The 21213-nt window shown below is 63.1% G+C and carries 22 protein-coding genes; 11 read left to right on the forward strand and 11 right to left on the reverse strand.

Going from position 1 to position 21213, the window contains the following annotated elements; genetic code table 11:
* Positions 1-415: phosphatase PAP2 family protein (locus APH30_RS16965; protein WP_156326529.1), on the forward strand; the 415-nt coding region annotated here is incomplete at its 5' end.
* 83 nt (positions 416-498) lie between these two features.
* Here the strand turns inward: APH30_RS16965 and APH30_RS16970 are convergent.
* Positions 499-900: an RNA-binding S4 domain-containing protein gene (locus tag APH30_RS16970; RefSeq protein ID WP_054913217.1), complete on the reverse strand. Its 402-nt coding sequence runs from the start codon at positions 898-900 to the stop codon at positions 499-501.
* 109 nt (positions 901-1009) lie between these two features.
* Between APH30_RS16970 and APH30_RS16975 the strand changes: the two genes are divergently transcribed.
* Positions 1010-1492 (forward strand): ATP-dependent zinc protease, encoded by a 483-nt coding sequence (locus tag APH30_RS16975; RefSeq protein ID WP_009681235.1) that lies wholly within the window; start codon positions 1010-1012, stop codon positions 1490-1492.
* Entirely contained in the window at positions 1489-2394 is a 906-nt protein-coding gene (gene rimK, locus APH30_RS16980; protein WP_009681234.1) for a 30S ribosomal protein S6--L-glutamate ligase, read from the forward strand. Before APH30_RS16975 ends, rimK begins: the two co-directional genes overlap by 4 nt.
* 111 nt (positions 2395-2505) lie before the next feature.
* Here the strand turns inward: rimK and APH30_RS16985 are convergent, their stop codons facing one another.
* Together APH30_RS16985 and ompR are read right to left on the reverse strand one after the other, a co-directional pair.
* A complete protein-coding gene (locus APH30_RS16985; protein WP_054913218.1) occupies positions 2506-3819 on the reverse strand; it encodes an ATP-binding protein in 1314 nt (437 codons plus the stop codon).
* A gap of 13 nt (positions 3820-3832) precedes the next feature.
* Positions 3833-4573: a two-component system response regulator OmpR gene (gene ompR, locus APH30_RS16990; protein ID WP_009682249.1), complete on the reverse strand. Its 741-nt coding sequence runs from the start codon at positions 4571-4573 to the stop codon at positions 3833-3835.
* A 216-nt stretch (positions 4574-4789) separates the two neighbouring features.
* Here ompR and APH30_RS16995 point away from each other — a divergent pair, with 216 nt between their 5' ends.
* From APH30_RS16995 to APH30_RS17010, 4 genes are all read left to right on the forward strand, one after another.
* A complete protein-coding gene (locus APH30_RS16995) occupies positions 4790-7114 on the forward strand; it encodes a Tex family protein (RefSeq protein WP_009682248.1) in 2325 nt (774 codons plus the stop codon).
* Positions 7114-7497, forward strand: coding sequence for a PaaI family thioesterase (locus APH30_RS17000; RefSeq protein WP_009682247.1), 384 nt, complete (start codon positions 7114-7116; stop codon positions 7495-7497). Before APH30_RS16995 ends, APH30_RS17000 begins: the two co-directional genes overlap by 1 nt.
* A 153-nt stretch (positions 7498-7650) precedes the next feature.
* Positions 7651-9228, forward strand: a complete 1578-nt coding sequence (gene gshA, locus APH30_RS17005) for a glutamate--cysteine ligase (protein WP_177333744.1) — start codon at positions 7651-7653, stop codon at positions 9226-9228.
* Positions 9228-9860: a TetR/AcrR family transcriptional regulator gene (locus APH30_RS17010; protein ID WP_054913220.1), complete on the forward strand. Its 633-nt coding sequence runs from the start codon at positions 9228-9230 to the stop codon at positions 9858-9860. The genes gshA and APH30_RS17010 overlap by 1 nt, the downstream gene beginning before the upstream one ends.
* A 114-nt stretch (positions 9861-9974) precedes the next feature.
* Here APH30_RS17010 and APH30_RS17015 read toward each other — a convergent pair whose 3' ends face one another.
* The 8 genes from APH30_RS17015 to APH30_RS17050 form a co-directional block, all read right to left on the reverse strand.
* On the reverse strand, positions 9975-10190 hold the full coding sequence (locus tag APH30_RS17015) for a molybdopterin-binding protein (RefSeq protein ID WP_003255829.1): 216 nt from the start codon (positions 10188-10190) through the stop codon (positions 9975-9977).
* Between the two features lie 27 nt (positions 10191-10217).
* Positions 10218-11030, reverse strand: coding sequence for an aliphatic sulfonates ABC transporter ATP-binding protein (gene ssuB / locus APH30_RS17020; protein WP_054913221.1), 813 nt, complete (start codon positions 11028-11030; stop codon positions 10218-10220).
* Positions 11027-11824: an aliphatic sulfonate ABC transporter permease SsuC gene (ssuC, locus tag APH30_RS17025; RefSeq protein WP_054913222.1), complete on the reverse strand. Its 798-nt coding sequence runs from the start codon at positions 11822-11824 to the stop codon at positions 11027-11029. The genes ssuB and ssuC overlap by 4 nt, the downstream gene beginning before the upstream one ends.
* Before the next feature lie 10 nt (positions 11825-11834).
* The gene (ssuD, locus tag APH30_RS17030) at positions 11835-12983 is read right to left on the reverse strand and encodes an FMNH2-dependent alkanesulfonate monooxygenase (RefSeq protein ID WP_054913223.1); all 1149 of its coding nucleotides are present in this window, start codon (positions 12981-12983) and stop codon (positions 11835-11837) included.
* 60 nt (positions 12984-13043) lie between these two features.
* Positions 13044-14009: a sulfonate ABC transporter substrate-binding protein gene (locus APH30_RS17035; RefSeq protein WP_054913224.1), complete on the reverse strand. Its 966-nt coding sequence runs from the start codon at positions 14007-14009 to the stop codon at positions 13044-13046.
* A gap of 84 nt (positions 14010-14093) precedes the next feature.
* Complete coding sequence (gene ssuE, locus APH30_RS17040) at positions 14094-14687, reverse strand: NADPH-dependent FMN reductase (protein ID WP_029884767.1); 594 nt, start codon at positions 14685-14687, stop codon at positions 14094-14096.
* Between the two features lie 250 nt (positions 14688-14937).
* Positions 14938-15576, reverse strand: coding sequence for a peroxiredoxin (locus APH30_RS17045; RefSeq protein WP_009682239.1), 639 nt, complete (start codon positions 15574-15576; stop codon positions 14938-14940).
* A 168-nt stretch (positions 15577-15744) separates the two neighbouring features.
* On the reverse strand, positions 15745-17076 hold the full coding sequence (locus tag APH30_RS17050; RefSeq protein ID WP_054913225.1) for an OprD family porin: 1332 nt from the start codon (positions 17074-17076) through the stop codon (positions 15745-15747).
* 608 nt (positions 17077-17684) lie between these two features.
* Here APH30_RS17050 and tauA point away from each other — a divergent pair.
* From tauA to tauD, 4 genes are read left to right on the forward strand one after another with little or no spacing between them, the layout of a single operon-like run.
* Entirely contained in the window at positions 17685-18656 is a 972-nt protein-coding gene (gene tauA / locus APH30_RS17055; RefSeq protein ID WP_054913226.1) for a taurine ABC transporter substrate-binding protein, read from the forward strand.
* Positions 18657-18669: 13 nt separating this feature from the next.
* Positions 18670-19458 carry a taurine ABC transporter ATP-binding subunit gene (gene tauB / locus APH30_RS17060; RefSeq protein ID WP_054913227.1) on the forward strand — a complete coding sequence of 263 codons (789 nt, stop codon included), beginning with the start codon at positions 18670-18672 and terminating at the stop codon, positions 19456-19458.
* Positions 19455-20294: a taurine ABC transporter permease TauC gene (gene tauC / locus APH30_RS17065; RefSeq protein ID WP_054913228.1), complete on the forward strand. Its 840-nt coding sequence runs from the start codon at positions 19455-19457 to the stop codon at positions 20292-20294. Before tauB ends, tauC begins: the two co-directional genes overlap by 4 nt.
* A 48-nt stretch (positions 20295-20342) precedes the next feature.
* Positions 20343-21176 (forward strand): taurine dioxygenase, encoded by an 834-nt coding sequence (gene tauD / locus APH30_RS17070; RefSeq protein WP_054913229.1) that lies wholly within the window; start codon positions 20343-20345, stop codon positions 21174-21176.
* Positions 21177-21213: the final 37 nt, after the last annotated feature.

Here is a 21213-nt window from a genome sequence, read left to right on the forward strand (position 1 = left end):
ACACAAGAGCCCCTCGATGATGTTCGACGACGTGGTGCACCTGAGCGACTACTACCCCCACCTGGAAGCCAAGTGGGAGCTGAAGGACCGCTCCAGCAAGAGTTTCCCCGGCGACCACGCCTCGGTGTTGTTGATCTGGGCATTGTTCATGAGCGTGTTCAGCCGCCGCCTGATGCAGTTCGTGGTGATCTGGGCGCTGGCGGTGCTGTTCATGCTGCCGCGCCTGGTGGCCGGCGCGCACTGGGGGCAGGATGACTACATCGGCGGGTTGCTGATGGCAGTGCTGGCGTTGGGCTGGAGCTATTACACGCCGTTGGCGGCCAAGGGTAGCGCGGCACTGATGCGCTGGACGGCGCCGTTGTTCTCGATCGCTGCGAAATTGCCGTTGGTCGGGCGGTTGGCGGTAGTCCGCTAGACCCCTGGGGGCTGCTGCGCAGCCCATCGCGACACGAGGCCGCTCCTACAGCACTGCCTGCACCCTTGTAGAAGCGGCCGCGGCTATTCGAAGTTCCCATGCAGCTGGTGAATCTGCCGCCGCTGCTTCTTGTTCGGCCGGCCATCGGTAGTTACCCCCATCGCCCCTGCCTTGCGCATTTCGGCTGCCTGCTCCCTGCGCCGCACACTCTCTTCAGTCTCTTCATACAGCGTCTGCGCCTCGGGCGCCCCACGCCGCACCACCGACAACGCCTTCACCACCACAGTGCGCTCATCGAAGCCGGTACGCAGCACGAATTCGTCGCCCACGCGCGGCTCCTTGCCCGGCTTGCAACGCTCGCCCCGGCAATGCACTTTGCCGCTCTCGATCGCAGCCTTGGCCAACGCCCGCGTCTTGTAGAAACGAGCCGCCCACAGCCATTTGTCCAGGCGCACCTTATCGTCGTCTTCGGCTTTTTGTGCCATTGCGTTACCTCGGATTCTGTCTTTCATCGAACTGTACTACCTTCACTTACGGATGCAAAAAGTCCCCGCCGTGCTTACAGTTCACCACCTCATTCGCAGGGTGTGCTTAGTGAAGACATTTGACCATTTGACTGTGATCGGCCTGCGTGAGTGGGTCGCCTTGCCCGACCTCGGTGTGGCCGGGCTGCGCGCCAAGATCGACACCGGCGCCAGTACCTCCAGCCTGCACGCCACCGATATCGAACCCTTCGAGCGTAATGGCCAACCCTGGGTGCGCTTCACCGCGCACCTGGGCACGGTAGTGCAGTTGCGCCATCGCCGCTGCGAAGCACCTTTGGTGAACAGAAAGATCATCCGCAGCTCTAACGGGCATGCCCAGACCCGTTATGTCATTCGCACGCCACTGGCGTTGGGTGACCGTGTGTGGGAGGTCGAATTCACCCTGGCCTGCCGCAAGAGCATGCGCTACCGCCTGCTGCTCGGCTCGAAGGCCCTGGTGCAGGGCCAGCTGGTGGTCAACCCAGGCGTAAAGTACGTGCAAGACAAACCGGCCTTCCCGGCCACCCTTTCCCCTGTCACAGGTGCTGCATGAAGATCGCTGTGCTGTCGCGCAATCCGCGTCTGTATTCCACCCGCCGCCTGGTCGAAGCCGGTACTCAGCGTGGCCATGAAATGGTGGTGATCGATACCTTGCGGGCCTACATGAACATTGCCAGCCACAAGCCGCAGATCCACTACCGCGGCAAGCCGCTGGAAGGTTTCGATGCCGTGATCCCGCGTATTGGCGCCTCGGTAACCTTCTACGGCTGTGCGGTGCTGCGCCAGTTCGAAATGATGGGCGTGTACCCGCTCAACGAGTCGGTGGCTATCGCCCGCTCGCGCGACAAGCTGCGCTCGCTGCAGCTGTTGTCACGGCGCGGCATTGGCCTGCCGATCACCGGTTTCGCCCACTCGCCAGACGATATCCCCGACCTGATCCGCATGGTCAACGGTGCCCCCCTGGTGATCAAGGTGCTGGAAGGCACGCAGGGTATCGGCGTGGTGCTGTGCGAAACCCCGCAGGCAGCCGAGTCGGTGATCGAGGCGTTCATGGGCCTGAAGCAGAACATCATGGTGCAGGAGTACATCAAGGAGGCCGGCGGTGCGGACATCCGCTGCTTCGTGGTGGGGGACAAGGTGATTGCCTCGATGAAACGCCAGGCCAAGCCCGGTGAGTTTCGTTCCAATCTGCACCGTGGCGGGGTCGCCAGCCTGATCAAGATCACCCCCGAAGAGCGCATCACCGCGATTCGCGCAGCCAAGGTGATGGGTTTGAGTGTCGCGGGCGTGGATATCCTGCGCTCCAACCATGGGCCGTTGGTGATGGAGGTGAACTCATCGCCAGGCCTGGAAGGCATTGAAGTGACCACTGGCAAGAACGTGGCCGGGATGATCATCGAGCACCTGGAGAAGAATGGCGGGCCGAATCAGACCCGGACCAAAGGGAAAGGCTGATTCACCCGGCCCTAGCGCCGACAAGCCCACAGGTACTGCACATTTTCAGACCTTGTGCATGACCTGTGGGAGCTGGCTTGCCGGCGACAGGGCCGGCACAGCCAACCAAACTCAAACGGCGTTACGCGGCAACAACAGCCCCAACGGCAACCGCACCCGCGCCTCGATACCGCCCCCGGACCGGTTGCGCAGTTCGACATTGCCGCCATGCTGCGCCGCAATACGCTTGACGATGGCCAACCCCAACCCGGTCCCCTTGCCACCCCGCGCCCGGTCACCCCGGATGAACGGGTTGAAGATGGTTTCCAGCTCCGACTCTTCAATGCCGGTACCGCGGTCCAGCACGCTCAGCACCACGTACGGCGCACTTTCGTCACCCGAGACATAGGCTGCCACCTCGACGCCTTTGCCTGCGTGGTGCAAGGCGTTGCCGATCAGGTTGCCCAACATGCGCTTGAGCGACACGCGGCGCAGCGGGAACGGCGGGATCGGCTCCAGGCACAGGCGCACACGTTCTTCCGGCTGGTTGTAGGGGGCGACCACCTCACGCACAAGGTCCGCCAGGTCGACCTCTTCGACCGGCTCGTCCCGGCCATCACGGATGAACGCCAGGAACTGGTCGAGAATCGCGTCCATGTCTTCGATATCACGGACCATATCGTCGCTCAGGTCGTTGTCGCTGTTGAGCAACGACAACGATAAACGCAGGCGCGTGAGCGGTGTACGCAAGTCATGCGAAACCCCGGCCAGCATCAGCTCGCGATCACGCCCAGCCTGCTCGACGTCTTCGGCCATCTGGTTGAAGGCCCTGTACACCTCGGTCATCTCGCTGGGGGTGTCGCTGATCGGCAACCGCACGCTGCGCCCCTGGCCCAGCTGGCGGGCGGCGAACACGAGGCGCTTGAGCGGCTGGTTCAACTGCCGCACGAAGATCCACGCCGAAGCGGTGGACAACAGGCCAATGGCCAGGAACCAGCCCAGCACGTTCCAGATTTTCTGCCCGCGTAGCGGGTGCGGGTACAACGGCACCTTCAACCAGCCCGGGCCCAGGCTCGGCGCATTTACCCACAGCGCCGGCGGCGCATGAATGCGCAGGCGTACTTCGGTGTCCTCGCCCAGCTCGGCCTGCATCTGGCGTTGGTAGATTTCGCTGTAGGGCCAGTGCTGCTCGCCTTCGGGCACGCCCGAGCCGGTCACACGAATGAGGCCTGCCGCCTCGGCGATCTTGTCGCGGTTTTCTTCGTCGGCAGCCCAATACGCGCGCAAAGTCAGCGCCACACCGTGGCTGTACTGCCGGTCGACCAGTACGTCCTCGTTCATCAGCAGGTAGACCAGGGTCAGGGCCTTGGAGAACAGGACAACGATCAACACCAGCCACAGGGTGCGGGCGAAGAAGCTTTGCGGAAACCAGAGCGGTGTTTTCATCGACGGTCAGGCATCACTTTCCGGCGTTTCCGTCCGGCACGAACACGTAGCCCACGCCCCACACGGTCTGGATGTAGCGGGGCTTGGACGGGTCGGGCTCGATCATGCGCCGCAGGCGCGAAATCTGAACATCGATGGAGCGCTCCAGGGCATCCCATTCACGGCCACGGGCCAGGTTCATCAGCTTGTCGCGGGTCAGCGGCTCGCGGGCATGCATGACCAGCGCCTTGAGCACGGCGAACTCACCGGTGGTGAGCATGTGCACTTCGTCGCCACGCTTGAGTTCGCGGGTGGCCAGCGACAACTCGTAGTCGCCGAAGGTGACCGACTCGTCTTCGCTACCCGGTGCCCCTGGCACGGTGGGTGCCTGGCGGCGCAGCACGGCCTTGACCCGGGCCATCAGCTCGTCCGGGTTGAACGGCTTGCCCAGGTAGTCATCGGCACCCAGTTCCAGGCCCTTGATGCGGCTGAGCTCGTCACCCTTGGCAGTGAGCATGATGATCGGGATCTGGTTGTTGTGCTGGCGCAGGCGCTTGCACGCCGACAGGCCGTCTTCGCCTGGCAGCATCAGGTCCAGCACCACCAGGTTGAACACCTCGCGGGACAGCAGGCGGTCCATCTGTTCGGTGTTGGGCACCGCGCGGGCTCGGTAGCCTTTGCTGGTGAAGAAACGTTCCAGCAGGCTGCTCAGCCCTGGATCGTCGTCGACGATGAGAATCTTTTCACCTTCTGCGGTGTTCGGCGTGCCGGTCATGAATAACTCCTCTGAGATCGCCGCGCATTATGGCGTAGCCATTGCAACGCGTGCCGTGAGCATTGTTAGCAGATTTTTCCCCGGGCGCCAGTTCCGACTGGCCGGGCGCCATCACCGCAAGCGGTTTGCGATGGGTATAATGCGCCGCTTTCATCCTGCGCCGCCGGGCGAAAGCCCATAGGCGACCCCCGTATTCACAAATGTCAGGTGGTTTACATGGACAGCATCAACAGCCGTATCGCCGAGGAACTGGGCGTACGCCCCCAGCAGGTCGAGGCGGCCGTGGGCCTGTTGGACGAAGGCTCGACCGTGCCTTTCATCGCCCGTTACCGCAAGGAAGTGACGGGTAGCCTGGACGACACCCAGCTGCGCCATCTGGAAGAGCGCCTGCGCTACCTGCGCGAACTCGACGAACGCCGCGCCAGCATCCTCTCCAGCATCGAGGAGCAGGGCAAGCTGACCCCGGAACTGGCCCGCGAAATCAAGCTGGCCGACACCAAGACCCGCCTCGAAGACCTCTACCTGCCGTACAAGCAGAAGCGCCGCACCAAGGGCCAGATCGCCCTCGAAGCCGGCCTCGGCGAGCTGGCCGACGGCCTGTTCAACGACCCGTCACTGACGCCGGAAAGCGAAGCGGCACGCTTCGTCGATGCCGACAAGGGCGTGGCCGACGTGAAGGCCGCCCTGGAAGGCGCCAAGTACATCCTCATGGAGCGCTTTGCCGAGGACGCCGCGTTGCTCGACAAACTGCGCAGCTTCCTCAAGCAGGAAGCCGTGCTCAGTGCCCGCGTGGTGGCCGGCAAGGAAGAAGAAGGCGCCAAGTTCCGCGACTACTTCGCCCATGACGAGCTGTTGCGCACCGCCCCTTCGCACCGCGCCCTGGCAATTTTCCGCGGGCGCAACGAGGGCGTGCTGAGCGCTTCGCTGAAAGTCGGTGAAGAACTGCCGGGTACCCTGCACCCGTGCGAGCTGATGATCAGCAACCACGTCGGCATCGAGAACCGCAGCCGCCCGGCCGACAAATGGCTGGCTGAAGTGGTGCGCTGGACCTGGAAGGTCAAGCTCTACACCCACCTGGAAACCGACCTGTTCGGCGAACTGCGCGACAACGCCGAAGGCGAGGCGATCAACGTGTTCGCCCACAACCTGCACGACCTGCTGCTGGCGGCCCCGGCCGGCCCGCGCGCCACACTGGGCTTCGACCCTGGCCTGCGCACTGGCTGCAAGATCGCCGTGGTCGACGCCACCGGCAAGCTGCTGGACCACACCACGGTCTACCCGCACGCCCCGAAAAACGACTGGGACCGGACCATCGCCATCATGGCCGCGCTGTGCGCCAAGCACTCGGTGGAGCTGATTGCCATCGGCAACGGTACCGCCAGCCGCGAAAGCGACAAGCTGGTCGCCGAACTGGTCAAGAAATATCCAGCCCTGAAAATCACCAAGGTCATGGTTTCCGAAGCCGGCGCGTCGGTGTACTCGGCATCGGAACTGGCCGCCCGCGAATTCCCGGACCTGGACGTATCGATCCGTGGCGCCGTATCGATTGCCCGCCGCCTGCAGGACCCGTTGGCCGAACTGGTGAAGATCGACCCGAAATCCATCGGCGTTGGCCAGTACCAGCACGATGTCTCGCAGTTGAAGTTGGCCCGTGGCCTGGACGCCGTGGTCGAGGACTGCGTGAACGCCGTGGGCGTGGATGTGAATACCGCCTCGGTGGCGTTGCTGACGCGCATCTCCGGGCTTAACGCCACGCTGGCACAGAACATCGTCGCGCACCGCGACGCCAACGGCCCGTTCGCCACCCGCGCGGCGCTGAAAAAGGTCAGCCGCCTGGGCGAGAAAACCTTCGAGCAGGCTGCCGGCTTCCTGCGGGTGATGAACGGCGACAACCCGCTGGACGCCTCGGCGGTTCACCCCGAAGCCTACCCCCTGGTACAGCGCATCGCCGCCGATACCGACCGCGACATTCGCTCGCTGATCGGCGACAGTAGCTTCCTCAAGCGCCTGGACCCCAAGCGTTTCACCGACGAAACCTTCGGCCTGCCGACCGTGACCGACATCCTGCAGGAGCTGGACAAACCCGGCCGCGACCCACGCCCGGAATTCAAGACCGCCACTTTCCAGGATGGCGTCGAAGACCTCAAGGACCTGGAGCCAGGCATGATCCTCGAAGGTGTGGTGACCAACGTCACCAACTTCGGTGCCTTCGTCGATATCGGCGTACACCAGGACGGCCTGGTGCATATCTCGGCGCTGTCGGAGAAGTTCGTCAAGGACCCGCGCGAGGCGGTCAAGGCCGGCGACGTGGTCAAGGTCAAGGTCATGGAGGTGGACATCCCGCGCAAGCGCGTGGGCTTGTCGATGCGCATGAGCGACACCCCGGGCGAAAAGGTCGAAGGCAACCGCGGCGGTAACCGTGGCCCGGCAGGCAACCGCCAGCAACAGGCGCCGCGCCAACGTGAAACCGCCACCGCGGCCCCGGCCAACAACGCCATGGCCGCGCTGTTCGCCAACGCCAAGCAGCTGAAGAAGAAGTGATGGACATACCACGCGAATATGTCGAAAGCGCCTTCAGCCAGCTCCTTGGCTGCCGCCTGCAACGCCTGGAGCCCGGCGTTGCCGAGGTCGCCCTGGCGCTGCAGCCGCAGTTGCGCAACCGTGGCCAGAAGCTGCACGGCGGGGCTATTTTTAGCCTGGTGGACATCGCCATGGGCCTGGCCTGTTCGGCCAACCATGGCTTTGACCAGCAAAGCGTCACCATCGAATGCAAGATCAACTACATGCGCGCCGTCAGTGACGGCGAGGTCCTGTGCACCGCTCGCGTGCTGCATGCCGGGCGGCGTACCCTGGTGGTCGACGCCGACGTAGTCCAGGGCGACAAACTGGTGGCCAAGGCGCAAGGAACCTTTGCGGTTCTCTAGCTCACCAAGCAGTATCTGCGGTATTTTCAGCAGTGCGCTGGCACTGCTGGATCCGCGTAAACCAGGCGACAACGCCAGTTCCTTTCTCCCTACCCTTGTAGACCGTTATCTCTACCCCCATATTGGGGCGACTGACGCGTGAAGGAATACATCTTGAGCGAACTCCTCAACCGCCGCCTGAGCCTGCTCGGCGCCAATCTTCCCCTGCTCAAGCAGTGCCTGCACGGTATTGAGCGCGAATGCCTGCGCGTGACCGACGAAGGTCGCCTGGCCCAGACCCCGCACCCGGATGCACTGGGATCGGCGCTGACCAACGAGCAGATCACCACTGACTATTCCGAGTCGCTGCTGGAATTCATCACCCCCGCGTTGGCCGACCCGGCGAAAGTGCTCGAAAGCCTCGAACAGACCCACCGTTTCGTCTACAGCAAGCTGGGCGACGAGTACCTGTGGAGCCCATCGATGCCATGCACGTTGCCGGCCGAAGAGGACATCCCGATCGCCGAGTACGGCAGCTCGAACATCGGCAAGCTCAAGCACGTCTACCGCAAAGGCCTGGCCTTGCGCTATGGCCGCACCATGCAGTGCATCGCCGGCATCCATTACAATTTCTCGCTGCCAGAGGCTCTGTGGCCTTTGCTGCGTGCTGCCGAAGGCAGCAGCGAGCCCGACCGCGACTATCAGTCGTCGGCCTACATTGCGCTGATCCGCAACTTCCGCCGCTACAGCTGGTTGTTGATGTACCTGTTTGGCGCCTCGCCGGCCCTGGACAAAGGCTTCATGCGTGGCCGCCCGCACCAGCTCGAAGAGCTGGACGCCGAAACGCTGTACCTGCCCTACGCCACCAGCCTGCGCATGAGCGACCTGGGCTACCAGAGCAACGCCCAGGCGGGCCTCACGCCTTGCTACAACAACCTGGCCAGCTACACCGACAGCCTGCGCAAGGCGGTGGGCACGCCCTACCCGCCCTATGTCGAGGTCGGCACGCACGTCGACGGTGAGTGGGTACAACTGAATACCAACATCCTGCAGATCGAAAACGAGTACTACTCGAACATACGCCCCAAGCGCGTCACCTATACCGGCGAGCGGCCGATCCAGGCCCTGACTTCGCGCGGCGTGCAGTATGTGGAAGTGCGCTGCCTGGACATCAACCCGTTCCTGCCAGTGGGCATCGACCTGACCGAGGCGCGCTTCCTCGATGCATTCCTGCTGTTCTGTGCCCTGGAAGAAAGCCCGCAACTGGGCAATGCCGAGTGTGGCCAGTGCACCAGCAACTTCCTGGCCGTGGTCAAGGAAGGTCGCCGCCCGGGCCTGGAATTGCAGCGCAACGGCCAGCCGGTCAGCCTGAAGGTGTGGGCCGGCGAGCTGATCGAGCGTATTCGACAGTTGGCCGAGCTACTGGACCAGGCCGAAGATACCGACGCCCACAGCAAGGCGCTGGATGCGCAACAGGCCAAGGTCGATGACGCCTCGCTGACGCCTTCGGCCCAGGTGCTGGCGCGCATGACCGAGCATGACGAAAGCTTCGTGCAGTTCTCGCTGCGCCAGAGCCGTATTCACGCCGAGACCTTCCGTGAACAGCCGCTGAGCCAGGAGCAGCAACAAGCCTACGAGACGCTGGCCCGCGAGTCGCTGGCCAGGCAGGCCGAGCTGGAGCAGGAAGAAGTCGGTGATTTCGACCTGTTCGTGGGTGCCTATCAAGCCAGTATCCTGGCGATCAGCAACTGATGACGCGTACCGCTACCCCGCGCAAACCGCGTGCCAGCAGCCAGGCCAGGATCGAAGCGATCCTGGCCGCTGCCCGCGAACTGCTGGCCGAGGTGGGGGTGGCGGCAATGTCGATCTACAGCGTGGCCGAGCGTGCGCAGATTCCGCCGTCGTCGGTCTATCACTTCTTCGCCAGCGTGCCGGCGTTGCTCGAGGCGTTGACCGCCGACGTGCACCGGGCTTTCCGTGAGGCTCTGAGGGCACCGATCGACAGCAAGGCGTTCAGTTCCTGGCATGAGCTGTCACGGCTGATCGAGCAGCGCATGCTGGATATCTACAACCAGGATGCAGCAGCGCGGCAGCTGATTCTGGCCCAGCACGGGCTGAGTGAAGTGGTGCAAGCCGATCGGCAGCACGACATGGAACTGGGCGACCTGATGTACAAGTTGTTCGACCAGCATTTCCACCTGCCGGTGATGCCGCTGGATGTGGATGTGTTTGCCCTGGCCATGGAGCTCAGCGACCGGGTGTATGCGCGCTCGGTGCAGCTGCATGAGGCGATCACCCCGCGTATGGCCGAGGAAGGCAAGCGGGTGTTCGAGGCCTACCTGGGGTTGTATCTACCGCCGTTTCTGGCCAAGCGTTCCAGCTGAAGATTTTGGGGCCGCGCTGCGGCCCTTCGCGGGTAAACCCGCTCCTACATTGGCCTGCGTTTGCGGACTAATGCAGGAGCGGGTTTACCCGCGAAGGGCTGCAAAGCAGCCCCATTACAGCTTGGCAATAGACACTTCCGTCGACTTCACAAAGGCAATCACTTCACTGCCCACCTGCAGCTCCAGCTCACGCACGGAGCGGGTAGTGATCACCGAAGTGACGATGCCCGAAGCCGTCTGCACGTCGATTTCCGACAGTACCGGCCCTTCGAGGATTTCTTTCACAGTGCCTTTGAACTGGTTGCGCACGTTGATGGCTTTGATAGTCATGATTGGCTTCCTTTTGGCTTCTGGGGTTCAGTGCGCCCAACGCAGTTGCGTGGGCAGAGGGGCTACAGGATCTGGCTCGGGCGCAGCGCCCGGGGCCGACAGCACACGGTTGAGCACTTTGCTTTCCAGCGCAGCCAGGCGGTGCGAACCACGCGCCCGAGGCCGTGCCAGGTCGACAGTGAGGTCGAGCCCGACCTCGCCGTCTTCGATCAGGATCACCCGGTCAGCCACGGCAACCGCCTCGCTGACATCGTGGGTAACCAGCAGCACGGTGAAACCGTGCTGACGCCACAGGCGTTCGATCAGTTGCTGCATCTCGATACGGGTCAGGGCATCCAGCGCGCCCAACGGCTCGTCCAGCAACAGCAGGCGCGGCTGGTGGATCAGCGCCCGGGCCAGCGCCACACGCTGCTTCTGGCCACCCGAGAGCGCTGCCGGCCACTCATTGGCACGGTCGGCCAGGCCAACCGCCTCCAGGGCATCCAGCGCTCGCGAGCGCCAGTCGCCAGACAGGCCCAGGCCCACGTTGTCGATCACCTTCTTCCAAGGCAGCAGGCGTGCGTCCTGGAACATCAGGCGGGTTTCTTCGCGCGCTTCGCCCAGCGGCGCGGCACCGGCCAGCAACTGCCCGGCAGTGGGCTGGTCGAGCCCGGCCAGCAAACGCAGCAAGGTGCTCTTGCCGCAGCCGCTGCGGCCAACAATGGCCACGAACTGGCCGGCCGGAATGTGCAGGTCGATACCTTTCAAAACTTCGCGCTGGCCAAAGGCCTTGCGCACGCCGTTGGCGGCCAGCGGGATGCCACGCAGCAGGCGTGGCGGCCGTTCCTTGAGCACGGTCATGCGCCCTCCTTCTTCGCCACTTGATAGGCTGGGTGCCAGCGCAACCACACACGCTCCAGGCCACGGGCGGCGAGGTCGGCGAGCTTGCCGAGCACGGCGTACAAAACGATGGCCAGCACCACCACGTCGGTCTGCAGGAATTCACGGGCGTTCATGGCCAGGTAGCCGATGCCGGCGTTGGCCGAGATGGTTTCGGCAACGATCAGGGTCAGCCACATGAAGCCCAGGGCAAAGCGTACGCCCACCAGGATCGACGGCAGCGCCCCCGGCAGGATCACCTGGCGGAACAGGCTGAAGCCGGACAACCCATAACTGCGGGCCATTTCCACCAGCGCCGGGTCCACATTGCGAATGCCGTGGTAGGTGTTCAGGTAGATCGGGAACAACGTGCCCAGCGCGACCAGGAAGATCTTCGCCGACTCATCGATACCAAACCACAGGATCACCAGCGGGATCAGTGCCAGGTGCGGCACGTTGCGTATCATCTGCACCGAGCTGTCGAGCAGGCGCTCGCCCCAGTTCGAAAGGCCCGTGATGAAGCCCAGCACCAGGCCGATGCTGCCACCGATGACGAAGCCCAGCCCGGCACGCCAGCCACTGATGGCCAGGTGGGTCCAGATATCACCGCTGCGCACCAGCTCGACGCCAGCACTGACCACGGCGCTAGGCGCCGGCAAGATGCGCGTCGACAGCCAGCCAGCGCTGACCGCCAGCTGCCAGGCGGCCAGCAGCAGCACCGGCAGCGCCCATGGCGCCAGCCGCTGGGCAAGGTTATTGGAAGTTGCACGACTCATGGCCTGGCCCTCAGCTCTGTGCGACGGACTTGGGCAGGATGTCGTTGGCTACCATCTCGCCGAACGGGCTCACGTAGCCACCCGTCTTGGGTTGTTCCGGGCGGTTCACGTCAATGTGCGGGAACAGCAGCTCGGCCACTCGATACGACTCTTCCAGGTGCGGGTAGCCGGAGAAGATGAAGGTATCGATGCCCAGCTCGGCGTATTCCTTGACCCGTGCGGCCACGGTCGGGCCATCACCTACCAGCGCGGTACCCGCACCGCCACGCACCAGGCCAACACCCGCCCACAGGTTGGGGCTGACTTCCAGGTTGTCGCGGTTACCGCCGTGCAGGGCGGCCATGCGCTGCTGGCCCACCGAGTCGAAGCGCGCCAGCGAGGCCTGCGCACGGGCAATGGTGTCATCGTCCAGGTGCGAAATCAGGCGGTCGGCGGCGGCCCAGGCTTCTTCGTTGGTTTCGCGCACGATCACGTGCAGGCGGATACCGAAACGTACTTCGCGGCCTTGAGCAGCGGCCTTTTTGCGCACTTGGGCGATCTTCTCGGCCACGGCTGCCGGTGGCTCACCCCACGTCAGGTACAACTCGACCTGTTCAGCCGCCAGGTCTTGGGCAGCTTCTGAAGAACCGCCGAAATACAGCGGCGGGCGGGGCTGCTGAATCGGCGGATAGAGCAGCTTGGCGCCCTTCACCTGAATGTGCTTGCCGTCATAATCGACGTTTTCGCCTTCCAGCACCTTGCGCCAGATACGGGTGAACTCGACTGACGCCTCGTAACGCTGCTGGTGGTTCAGGTGCAGGCCGTCACCGGCCAGCTCGTCCGGGTCGCCGCCGGTGACCAGGTTGAACAGCGCCCGGCCGTTGGACAGGCGATCGAGGGTGGCTGCCTGCCGAGCAGCCACGGTTGGCGAGATGATGCCGGGGCGCAGGGCCACCAGAAACTTCAGGCGCTGGGTCACGGGGATCAGCGAGGCCGCGACCAGCCAGGAGTCCTCGCAGGAGCGCCCGGTCGGGATCAATACCCCACCAAAACCAAGCCGGTCGGCAGCTTGCGCGATCTGTTGCAGGTAGCCGTGGTCGACCGCGCGGGCGCCATCGGCAGTGCCCAGGTACTTGCCGTCACCGTGAGTGGGCAGGAACCAGAAAATGTTCAGACTCATTGGCGTTGTCTCCTCAAGGGGGGCACGAGCCGGGGCGGTGCCCCGGCATGGGCGCATCATTCAAGGCGCGCTAGCGGCCTTGGCCGGGGGTGTCCAGATCACATCCTTGATGCTCAACGGCTTGGGTATCAGCTTGAGCGCCTGGAAGGTGTCGGCGATCTTCTGCTGCGCCGCCACTACCTCCGGGGTGAGGGGCGCGGCGCCGTAGCCTTGGCGTTTGACCGAGGTAAGTGTGATGTCGGCAGGCAAGCCAAGCAGCGGCGCCACCTGGTCGGTGACTTCCTGCGGGTTGGCCTGCGACCACTCGCCCACGGCGCGCACTTGCTCGATAACGGTGTTGATCACCGCTGGGTGCTCGGTCGCGTAGTTGCGGGTAGCGAGATAGAACTGATGGTTGTCGACCAGGCCCTTGCCGTCACGCAGGGTGCGCGCCTGCAGCTGTTGCTCGGCGGCGGCCTGGTACGGGTCCCAGATCACCCAGGCGTCGACACTGCCGCGCTCGAAGGCTGCGCGGGCGTCGGCCGGCGGCAGGTAAACCGGCTGGATGTCGCTGTACTGCAGGCCTGCGTCTTGCAGTGCACGCACCAGCAGGTAGTGCACATTGGAGCCTTTGTTGAGGGCGACTTTCTTGCCTTTGAGGTCCTTCACCGACTGCACCGGCGAACCCTTGGGCACGAGAATCGCTTCGCTGTGCGGCGCGGGCGGTTCATAGGCCACATAGAGCAGGTCGGCGCCGGCGGCCTGGGCGAATACCGGTGGTGTTTCACCGGTGACGCCGAAATCGATCGAGCCGACGTTCAGCCCTTCAAGCAGCTGCGGGCCGCCGGGAAACTCGGTCCACTGCACCTGTACGCCCTGCTCGGCCAGGCGCTTCTCCAGCGTGCCCTTGGCCTTGAGCAGCACCAGGGTGCCGTATTTCTGATAACCGATACGCAGGCTCTCGGCCTGGGCTTGGGTAATGGCGCCGAAGGACACAGCCGCCGCGAACAGGGCGACCAGACCGCGACGCAAGAAGACTGTGCGCATGGCGCTCTCCTGTGCGATAGGGTTCGGGTTGCACCTGCTTGCCTCGTTGACGGGCGAGTAAGGTGGTGAAGCGGATAAAACCGGTCAGATGCTCCAACGAGCACTGAGCAGGCGTTCGTTCAGTACACCGGGGGCCACGGGGCGCGGCCGACGGGCCAGAGCAACGTGGAAGGTTTCCAGCGAGTCCTGCAGGCGTTCTTCCAGCGCGGGGAGCAGTTGCGCGGGCTTGCTGCCCTCTGCGTAAGCGACTTGGCTGTCGTCAGCGAAGATCCCTTGCAGGGTCTCTTGCGCCTTGAGTGCAGACAGCACGGGCTTGAGTGCGTAATCCACCGCCAGCATGTGGGCGATGCTGCCGCCGGTGGCGATCGGCAACACGATCTTGTGTGCCAACGCGCGTTCCGGCAGCAGGTCGAGCAAGGTTTTCAGAGCACCGGCAAACGATGCCTTGTAAACCGGTGTAGCGACGATCAGGCCATCGGCCTGGGCCACCAGTTGCTGAAAGTGCTGTACCTGCGGGCTGTCGAAACGGGCATGCAGCAGGTCTTCGGCGGGGAAGTCACGTACCTGGAACGTCACCACTTCGACGCCGCGATGCTGCAGCCACTGGCGCGAACGCTCCAGCAGCACGCCGGAGCGTGAACGAGGACTTGGGCTACCACCGATTGAGACGACCAACATTGCAGCGGTTCCTTGTGTTCTGTTGGGGGTGACATTAGCAGTCAGTTTATATATCTAGAAATCATATTTTTTTATTTGTTTATTCCTTACTGTTATTTGGTGGCGTCGCGATCTTGGGGCCGCTTTGCGGCCCATCGCGACACAAGGCCGCTCCTACAGGGGGCGGGTAACGGTGAAAGTGCAAAAAAAAGGGCCGTCGAAACGGCCCGAAAATCCCTGTGTGGCTAAGAGCGATGCAACGAGGAATGCGTTAACGATTGGGCTGGGGGGTCAGGCGCAGATAGGGTTTGACGGCCCGATACCCTTTGGGGAAGCGCTGCTTGATCTCTTCTTCGTCCTTGAGCGAAGGCACGATCACCACGTCGTCGCCGTCTTGCCAGTTACCTGGCGTGGCCACTTTGTGGTTGTCAGTCAGTTGCAGCGAGTCGATCACCCGCAGAATTTCATTGAAATTGCGCCCGGTACTGGCGGGGTAGGTGATGGTCAGCCGCACCTTCTTGTTCGGGTCGATCACGAACAGCGAGCGCACGGTCAGGGTGTCGCTGGCGTTCGGATGGATCAGGTCATAAAGGTCTGAAACCTTGCGGTCGGCGTCGGCGATGATCGGGAAATTGACCACGGTGTTCTGGGTTTCGTTGATGTCGGCGATCCATTTGTGGTGCGAATCGACCGGGTCGACCGACAAGGCAATGGCCTTGACTCCGCGTTTGGCGAATTCGTCCTTGAGCTTGGCAGTCAGGCCCAGCTCAGTGGTGCATACCGGGGTGAAGTCAGCCGGGTGGGAGAACAGCACCCCCCAGCTGTTACCCAGCCACTCGTGGAAACGGATCTTGCCTTCGCTGGAATCCTGTTCGAAATCGGGGGCGATATCGCCGAGTTTTAGGCTCATAGGCTGCGGCTCCTGGGCTGGGTTGTGGTCAGCGTGTGAATTGACTGTGCCTGCAACTGACTAAAAACAAAAAGAATAAATAATGATTTATTTATAGCTTTTTGACATTACAGTCTGCAGACATGAAAAAGCCTCGCACTAGGCGAGGCTCTTTGGTGTCGCTGCGGCTTACAGGAAGCTGTAAGTGTAGTTCACGATGAAGCGAGTCTGGTCCTGGTCGGCGCTGGCTTCGTTGCTGCCACCGCGGTACACACCCTGGCGCAGGCTGAAGCCCAGGCCTTTGAGGGTACCTTGCTGAATGGTGTAGTCGACGCGGGCGTCACGTTCCCATTCATTGTAGGTGCCGTGGCCGCTCTTATAGCGAATGTCGTCACCGCGCAGGTAGGAAACCGAAGCCTTCAGGCCCGGAACGCCCAGCGAGGCGAAATCATACGAGTACTGGCCGAAGTTGGTGTTCTCACCGGCACGGGCGAACTGGTTGATCATGCTGTCGGTGAACAGGTAGAAGCTGGAACCGGCAGCGCCTTCAGGGCGGCCGTTACCGTCAACCACGTTGCCCTGGTTCAGCCAGACGAAACCGCCGTCATCGCTGACTTGCTGACGACCGAGCATCAGCGCGTGGCCACCAAGGGTGTAAGTGAACATGGCGGTCCAGGTCTTGTTGTCGACCTTGCCAGTGTTCTTGGCGTAACCACCGTTGTTGCTGAAGTTGTAGCCGCCGCCGTGACCGTTGTTGCCGTCGCTGCTGCTGTCGAAGTAGCGCAGGTCGGTCTTGAACGACTGGTCGTCGGCGATCTTGAAGACATGCGTGGCGCCCAGGAAGTGCTGCTTGTAGAAGTCTTCCAGGTTCGAGTAGTAGTACTGCAGGGTCAGGTCTGGAGTGAGCTTGTAGTCCAGGCCGCCGTAGCGGAACTTGTTGCTGTCGGCAGTGGCGCCAGCGACCGACAGGCCGGTACGGTTGCTCGACGCACGACCCATGGCGTGGGTCAGCTGACCGGCGTTGATGGTCAGGTTGTCGATTTCCTTCGACTGGATGGTGCCACCCTCGAAGGTTTGCGGCAGCAGACGCCCGTCGTTGGCTACCAGGATCGGCAGGTTTGGCGCCAGGGCGCTACCGAAGTGCACTTCGGTCTTGGAGAAGCGAGCCTTGGCGTTGGCGCCAAAACGTGCCCACTGGCTGGCGGCCGAGCCGTCCGAGTCGCTTGGGAAGAAGCTGCTGTTGTCAGGGTGTTTGCCACGGCCACCGTCCAGGTGGATACCCCACAAGGCCTGGGCATCGACACCAAAGCCAACGGTGCCTTCAGTGAAACCGGAAATGTAGTCGAGCTTGAAGCCCTGACCCGACTCGCGGTTGTCAGCACCGCCATCGCGGTTGTCGTTGTTGAAATACATGGTGCGCGAGCTGAGGGACAGTTTGCTGTCTTCAACGAAACCGGCAGCGCCTGCTGTTTGGGCGAAAACCCCCAGTGCCACGGCCACGGCCAGGCTGGACTTGTACATGCTGTGCTCCTCTACGTTCTAATTTTTGTGTATCTCTGGCGGCAGGGTCTTGTGCCCCGCTCACCGTGGATTGGCGATTTAGTCCCAAAGTGTGACTGGTAAGTCAAACGTTTCTAAACGTTTCTCGACTTTGGTCTAAGGCGCCACCTGCGCTACAGGATAATGACAATCCTATAAATCCAAAATGACCGTTTTGTGAATTTCTAAGATTTTTAGGGAATATGTAACGAACCTTTGCAACCAATCGTTGTAGCTCTGCGGGTTCTAATAGCATTTAGCTATTTGCAAACGTTTGCTAATAACCTAATTCCTTAAAGTTCTATACGGACGGAGAAGCCTAGCAGGCTGATCTGATTTCGCCATTGACCCAGGTTATGGCCCTTCGCAGGCTTTTGTAGGAGCGGCCTTGTGTCGCGATGGGGCGCGACGCGGCCCTGAACGCTCAGCGTCGCAGCAGCCATCGTCAGGGCCGCTTCGCGCCCCATCGCGACACAAGGCCGCTCCTACAGCTTTACCTCCTAAGCTAATGCGAAAAAGTTATTTATTTTAAATTTTTTAGATCATTTAGCCTTCTCGCATACCCCAGTTTGCCTGACGAGAGGTTCACCATGATCCCGCATGCCCCGCTGCGACTGTTCGCCGCCCTGACCCTCGCCAGCGCCAGCTGGCTGGCCCAGGCGGCCGACCTGACCGTCGCCTACCAGACCACTGTCGACCCCGCCAAGGTGGCGCAGGTAGATGGCGACTACGAAAAAGCCAGCAAGGCCAGCATTGACTGGCGCAAGTTCGATAACGGCGCCGATGTGATCACCGCAGTAGCCAGCGGTGACGTGCAGATCGGCTACCTGGGCTCCAGCCCGCTGGCCGCCGCCGCCACCCGCAAGCTGCCGGTCGAGACGTTTCTGATCGCGACACAGATTGGCGCAGGCGAGGCTCTGGTCGCCCGCGACAGCATCAACACGCCACAAGACCTGGTCGGCAAGAAAGTCGCCGTGCCATTCGTTTCAACTGGCCACTACAGCTTGCTGGCAGCCCTGAAGACCTGGAACATCGACCCCTCCAAGGTGCAGATACTCAACCTCGCGCCCCCTGCGATCATTGCCGCCTGGAAACGCGGCGACATCGACGCCACCTACGTCTGGGACCCGGCCCTGGGCGTGGCCAAGGAAAACGGCAAGGTGCTGATCACCTCGGGCGAGCTGGCCGCAAAAGGCGCACCCACCTTCGATGCCTGGATCGTGCGCAAGGACTTCGCCGAGAAGCACCCCGACGTGGTCAAGGCTTTCGCCAAGGTCACCCTCGATGCCTACGCCGAATACCGCAAAGACCCGCAAGCCTGGCTGGCTGACAAGGGCAACGTAGACAAACTGGTGAAGCTGTCCGGCGCCAAGGCCAGCGACATTCCGGTGCTGCTGCAGGGCAACGTCTACCCACTGGCCGCCGACCAGGCCAGCGCACTGGGCGCACCCACCACCCAGGCACTGACCGACACGGCCAGCTTCCTCAAGCAGCAAGGCAAGGTTGACGCCGTACTGCCGGACTACTCGCCGTACGTCAGCGCCAAGTTCCTTCCAAACTGAACCGGAGCCCGCCATGGCCTTGCTCGAACTGGAGCGCATCAGCGCACAGTACTCCGGTGCCGCCACCCCGGTGCTGGCCGACATCAACCTGAGCCTGGGGCCGCGCCAACTGCTGGTGGCCCTGGGGCCATCCGGCAGCGGCAAAACCTCGCTGCTCAACCTGATCGCCGGCTTCGTTACCCCCAGTGGCGGCCGCATCACCCTCGACGGTGTACCGGTGCAAGGGCCTGGAGCCGAGCGCGGTGTGGTGTTCCAGGACGACGCGCTGCTGCCCTGGCAGAACGTGCTGGGCAACGTCGCATTCGGCCTGGAGCTGGCCGGCGTACCGCGCGCCGAGCGTGAAGCCAAAGCCCGCGAGATGCTGGCCCTGGTCGACCTCGCCGGCTTCGGCGAGCGGCGCATCTGGCAGTTGTCCGGCGGCCAGAAGCAACGCGTGGGCCTGGCCCGGGCGCTGGCAGCCGACCCACGGGTGCTATTGATGGACGAACCGTTCGGCGCCCTCGATGCCTTCACCCGCGAGCAGATGCAGGCGTTGCTGCTGCAGGTATGGCAGCGCACCGCCAAGCCGGTGTTCCTGATTACCCACGACATCGAAGAAGCGGTATTCCTGGCCAGCGAACTGGTACTGCTGGCGCCCAACCCGGGGCGCGTGGTGGAACGCCTGCAACTGGACTTCGGCCAGCGTTATGCCGCTGGCGAATCGGCCCGGGCGATCAAGTCCGACCCGGCCTTCATCGAAACCCGCGAGCACGTACTGGCGCGGGTGTTTTCCCAACGCCAAAGCCTGCAGGAGCGCGCATGAGCAGCCTGGACCTGCCGGTTACCGGCAAACACGACGCCCAACCCCGGCCAGCCATCAAGCTGCGCCAGCCACGTTCCACCCGCTGGATCAGCACCCTGACCCTCGCCAGCCTTTTGCTGGCGTGGTGGCTGGTGACTGCCGCCGGCTGGGTCGAGCCGCTGTTCCTGCCCTCGCCCGGCGACATCCTGGCCAAGGGCTGGACCTTGCTGACCCAGGGTTACATGGATGCCAGCCTGTGGCAGCACCTGGGCGCTAGCCTGGGGCGCATCGGCGTGGCCCTGCTGGCCGCCACGCTGACGGCCATCCCGGTGGGCATCGCCATCGGCTACAACCGCGTGGCACGCGGCATCCTCGACCCGCTGATCGAGTTCTACCGGCCGATCCCGCCGCTGGCCTACCTGCCCTTGATTGTCATCTGGTGCGGCATCGGCGAGCTGTCGAAGGTGTTGCTGATCTTCCTGGCGATCTTTGCGCCGATCGCCATTGCCACCGCCACCGGCGTACGTACCGTCGACCCGGCCAAGTTGCGTGCAGCGCAGTCGCTGGGCGCAAGCAAGGCTCAACTGATCCGTCACGTGATCCTGCCGAGCGCGCTACCCGACATCCTCACCGGGATCCGCATCGGCCTGGGGGTTGGCTGGTCGACGCTGGTCGCCGCCGAGCTGATTGCCGCCACCAGTGGCCTGGGCTTCATGGTGCAGTCGGCGGCGCAGTTTCTGGTTACCGACGTAGTAGTGCTGGGCATCCTGCTGATCGCCTTGATCGCCTTCGCACTGGAAATGAGCCTGCGCGCCCTGCAGCGCAAGCTGGTGCCCTGGCACGGCCAAAGCCACTGAACCCTATTGTCCACGCCAGCACACTGGCGCCTGATTGAAGAGACTGACATGAGCCTGACCATCACTCCCCTCAGCCCCGCGCTCGGCGCCCAGATCAGCGGCGTGGACATCAGCCGCGACATCACCGCAGCACAACGCGACGCCATTGAACAGGCGCTGCTGCAGCACCAGGTGTTGTTCTTCCGCGACCAGCCGATCAACCCGGAACAACAGGCGCGCTTTGCCGCCCGCTTCGGCGACCTTCACATTCACCCGATCTACCCCAACGTGCCGTACACCCCGCAGGTGCTGGTGCTCGACACGGCGGTCACTGATGTGCGCGACAACGCCGTGTGGCACACCGACGTGACCTTCCTGCCAACCCCGGCACTGGGTGCGGTGCTCAGTGCCAAGCAGTTGCCGGCCTACGGTGGCGATACCTTGTGGGCCAGCGGCATAGCGGCCTTCGAGGCCTTGTCGTCGCCGCTGCGGGGTATGCTCGACGGGCTGACCGCCACTCACGACTTCACCAAGTCGTTCCCGCTGGAACGCTTTGGCACCACCGCTGAAGACCTGGCGCGCTGGGAAGCCACGCGGCGCAACAACCCACCCTTGTCGCACCCGGTGGTGCGTACGCATCCGGTGAGCGGGCGCAAGGCGTTGTTCGTCAATGAGGGGTTTACCACGCGCATCAATGAGCTGAGCGAGCTGGAGAGCGAGGCGTTGCTGAAGCTGCTGTTCGCCCATGCCACACGGCCGGAGTTCAGCATTCGCTGGCGCTGGCAGGAGAATGACGTGGCGTTCTGGGACAACCGCGTGACCCAGCATTTTGCCGTGGATGACTACCGGCCCAATCGGCGGGTGATGCACCGGGCGACGATCCTCGGGGATGTGCCCTTTTAGTTGTTGCCTGTTCTGGCCTCTTCGCGGGCACGCCCGC

Source organism: Pseudomonas sp. NBRC 111127 (genome assembly GCF_001320345.1).
Taxonomy (GTDB): Bacteria; Pseudomonadota; Gammaproteobacteria; order Pseudomonadales; family Pseudomonadaceae; genus Aquipseudomonas; species Aquipseudomonas juntendi.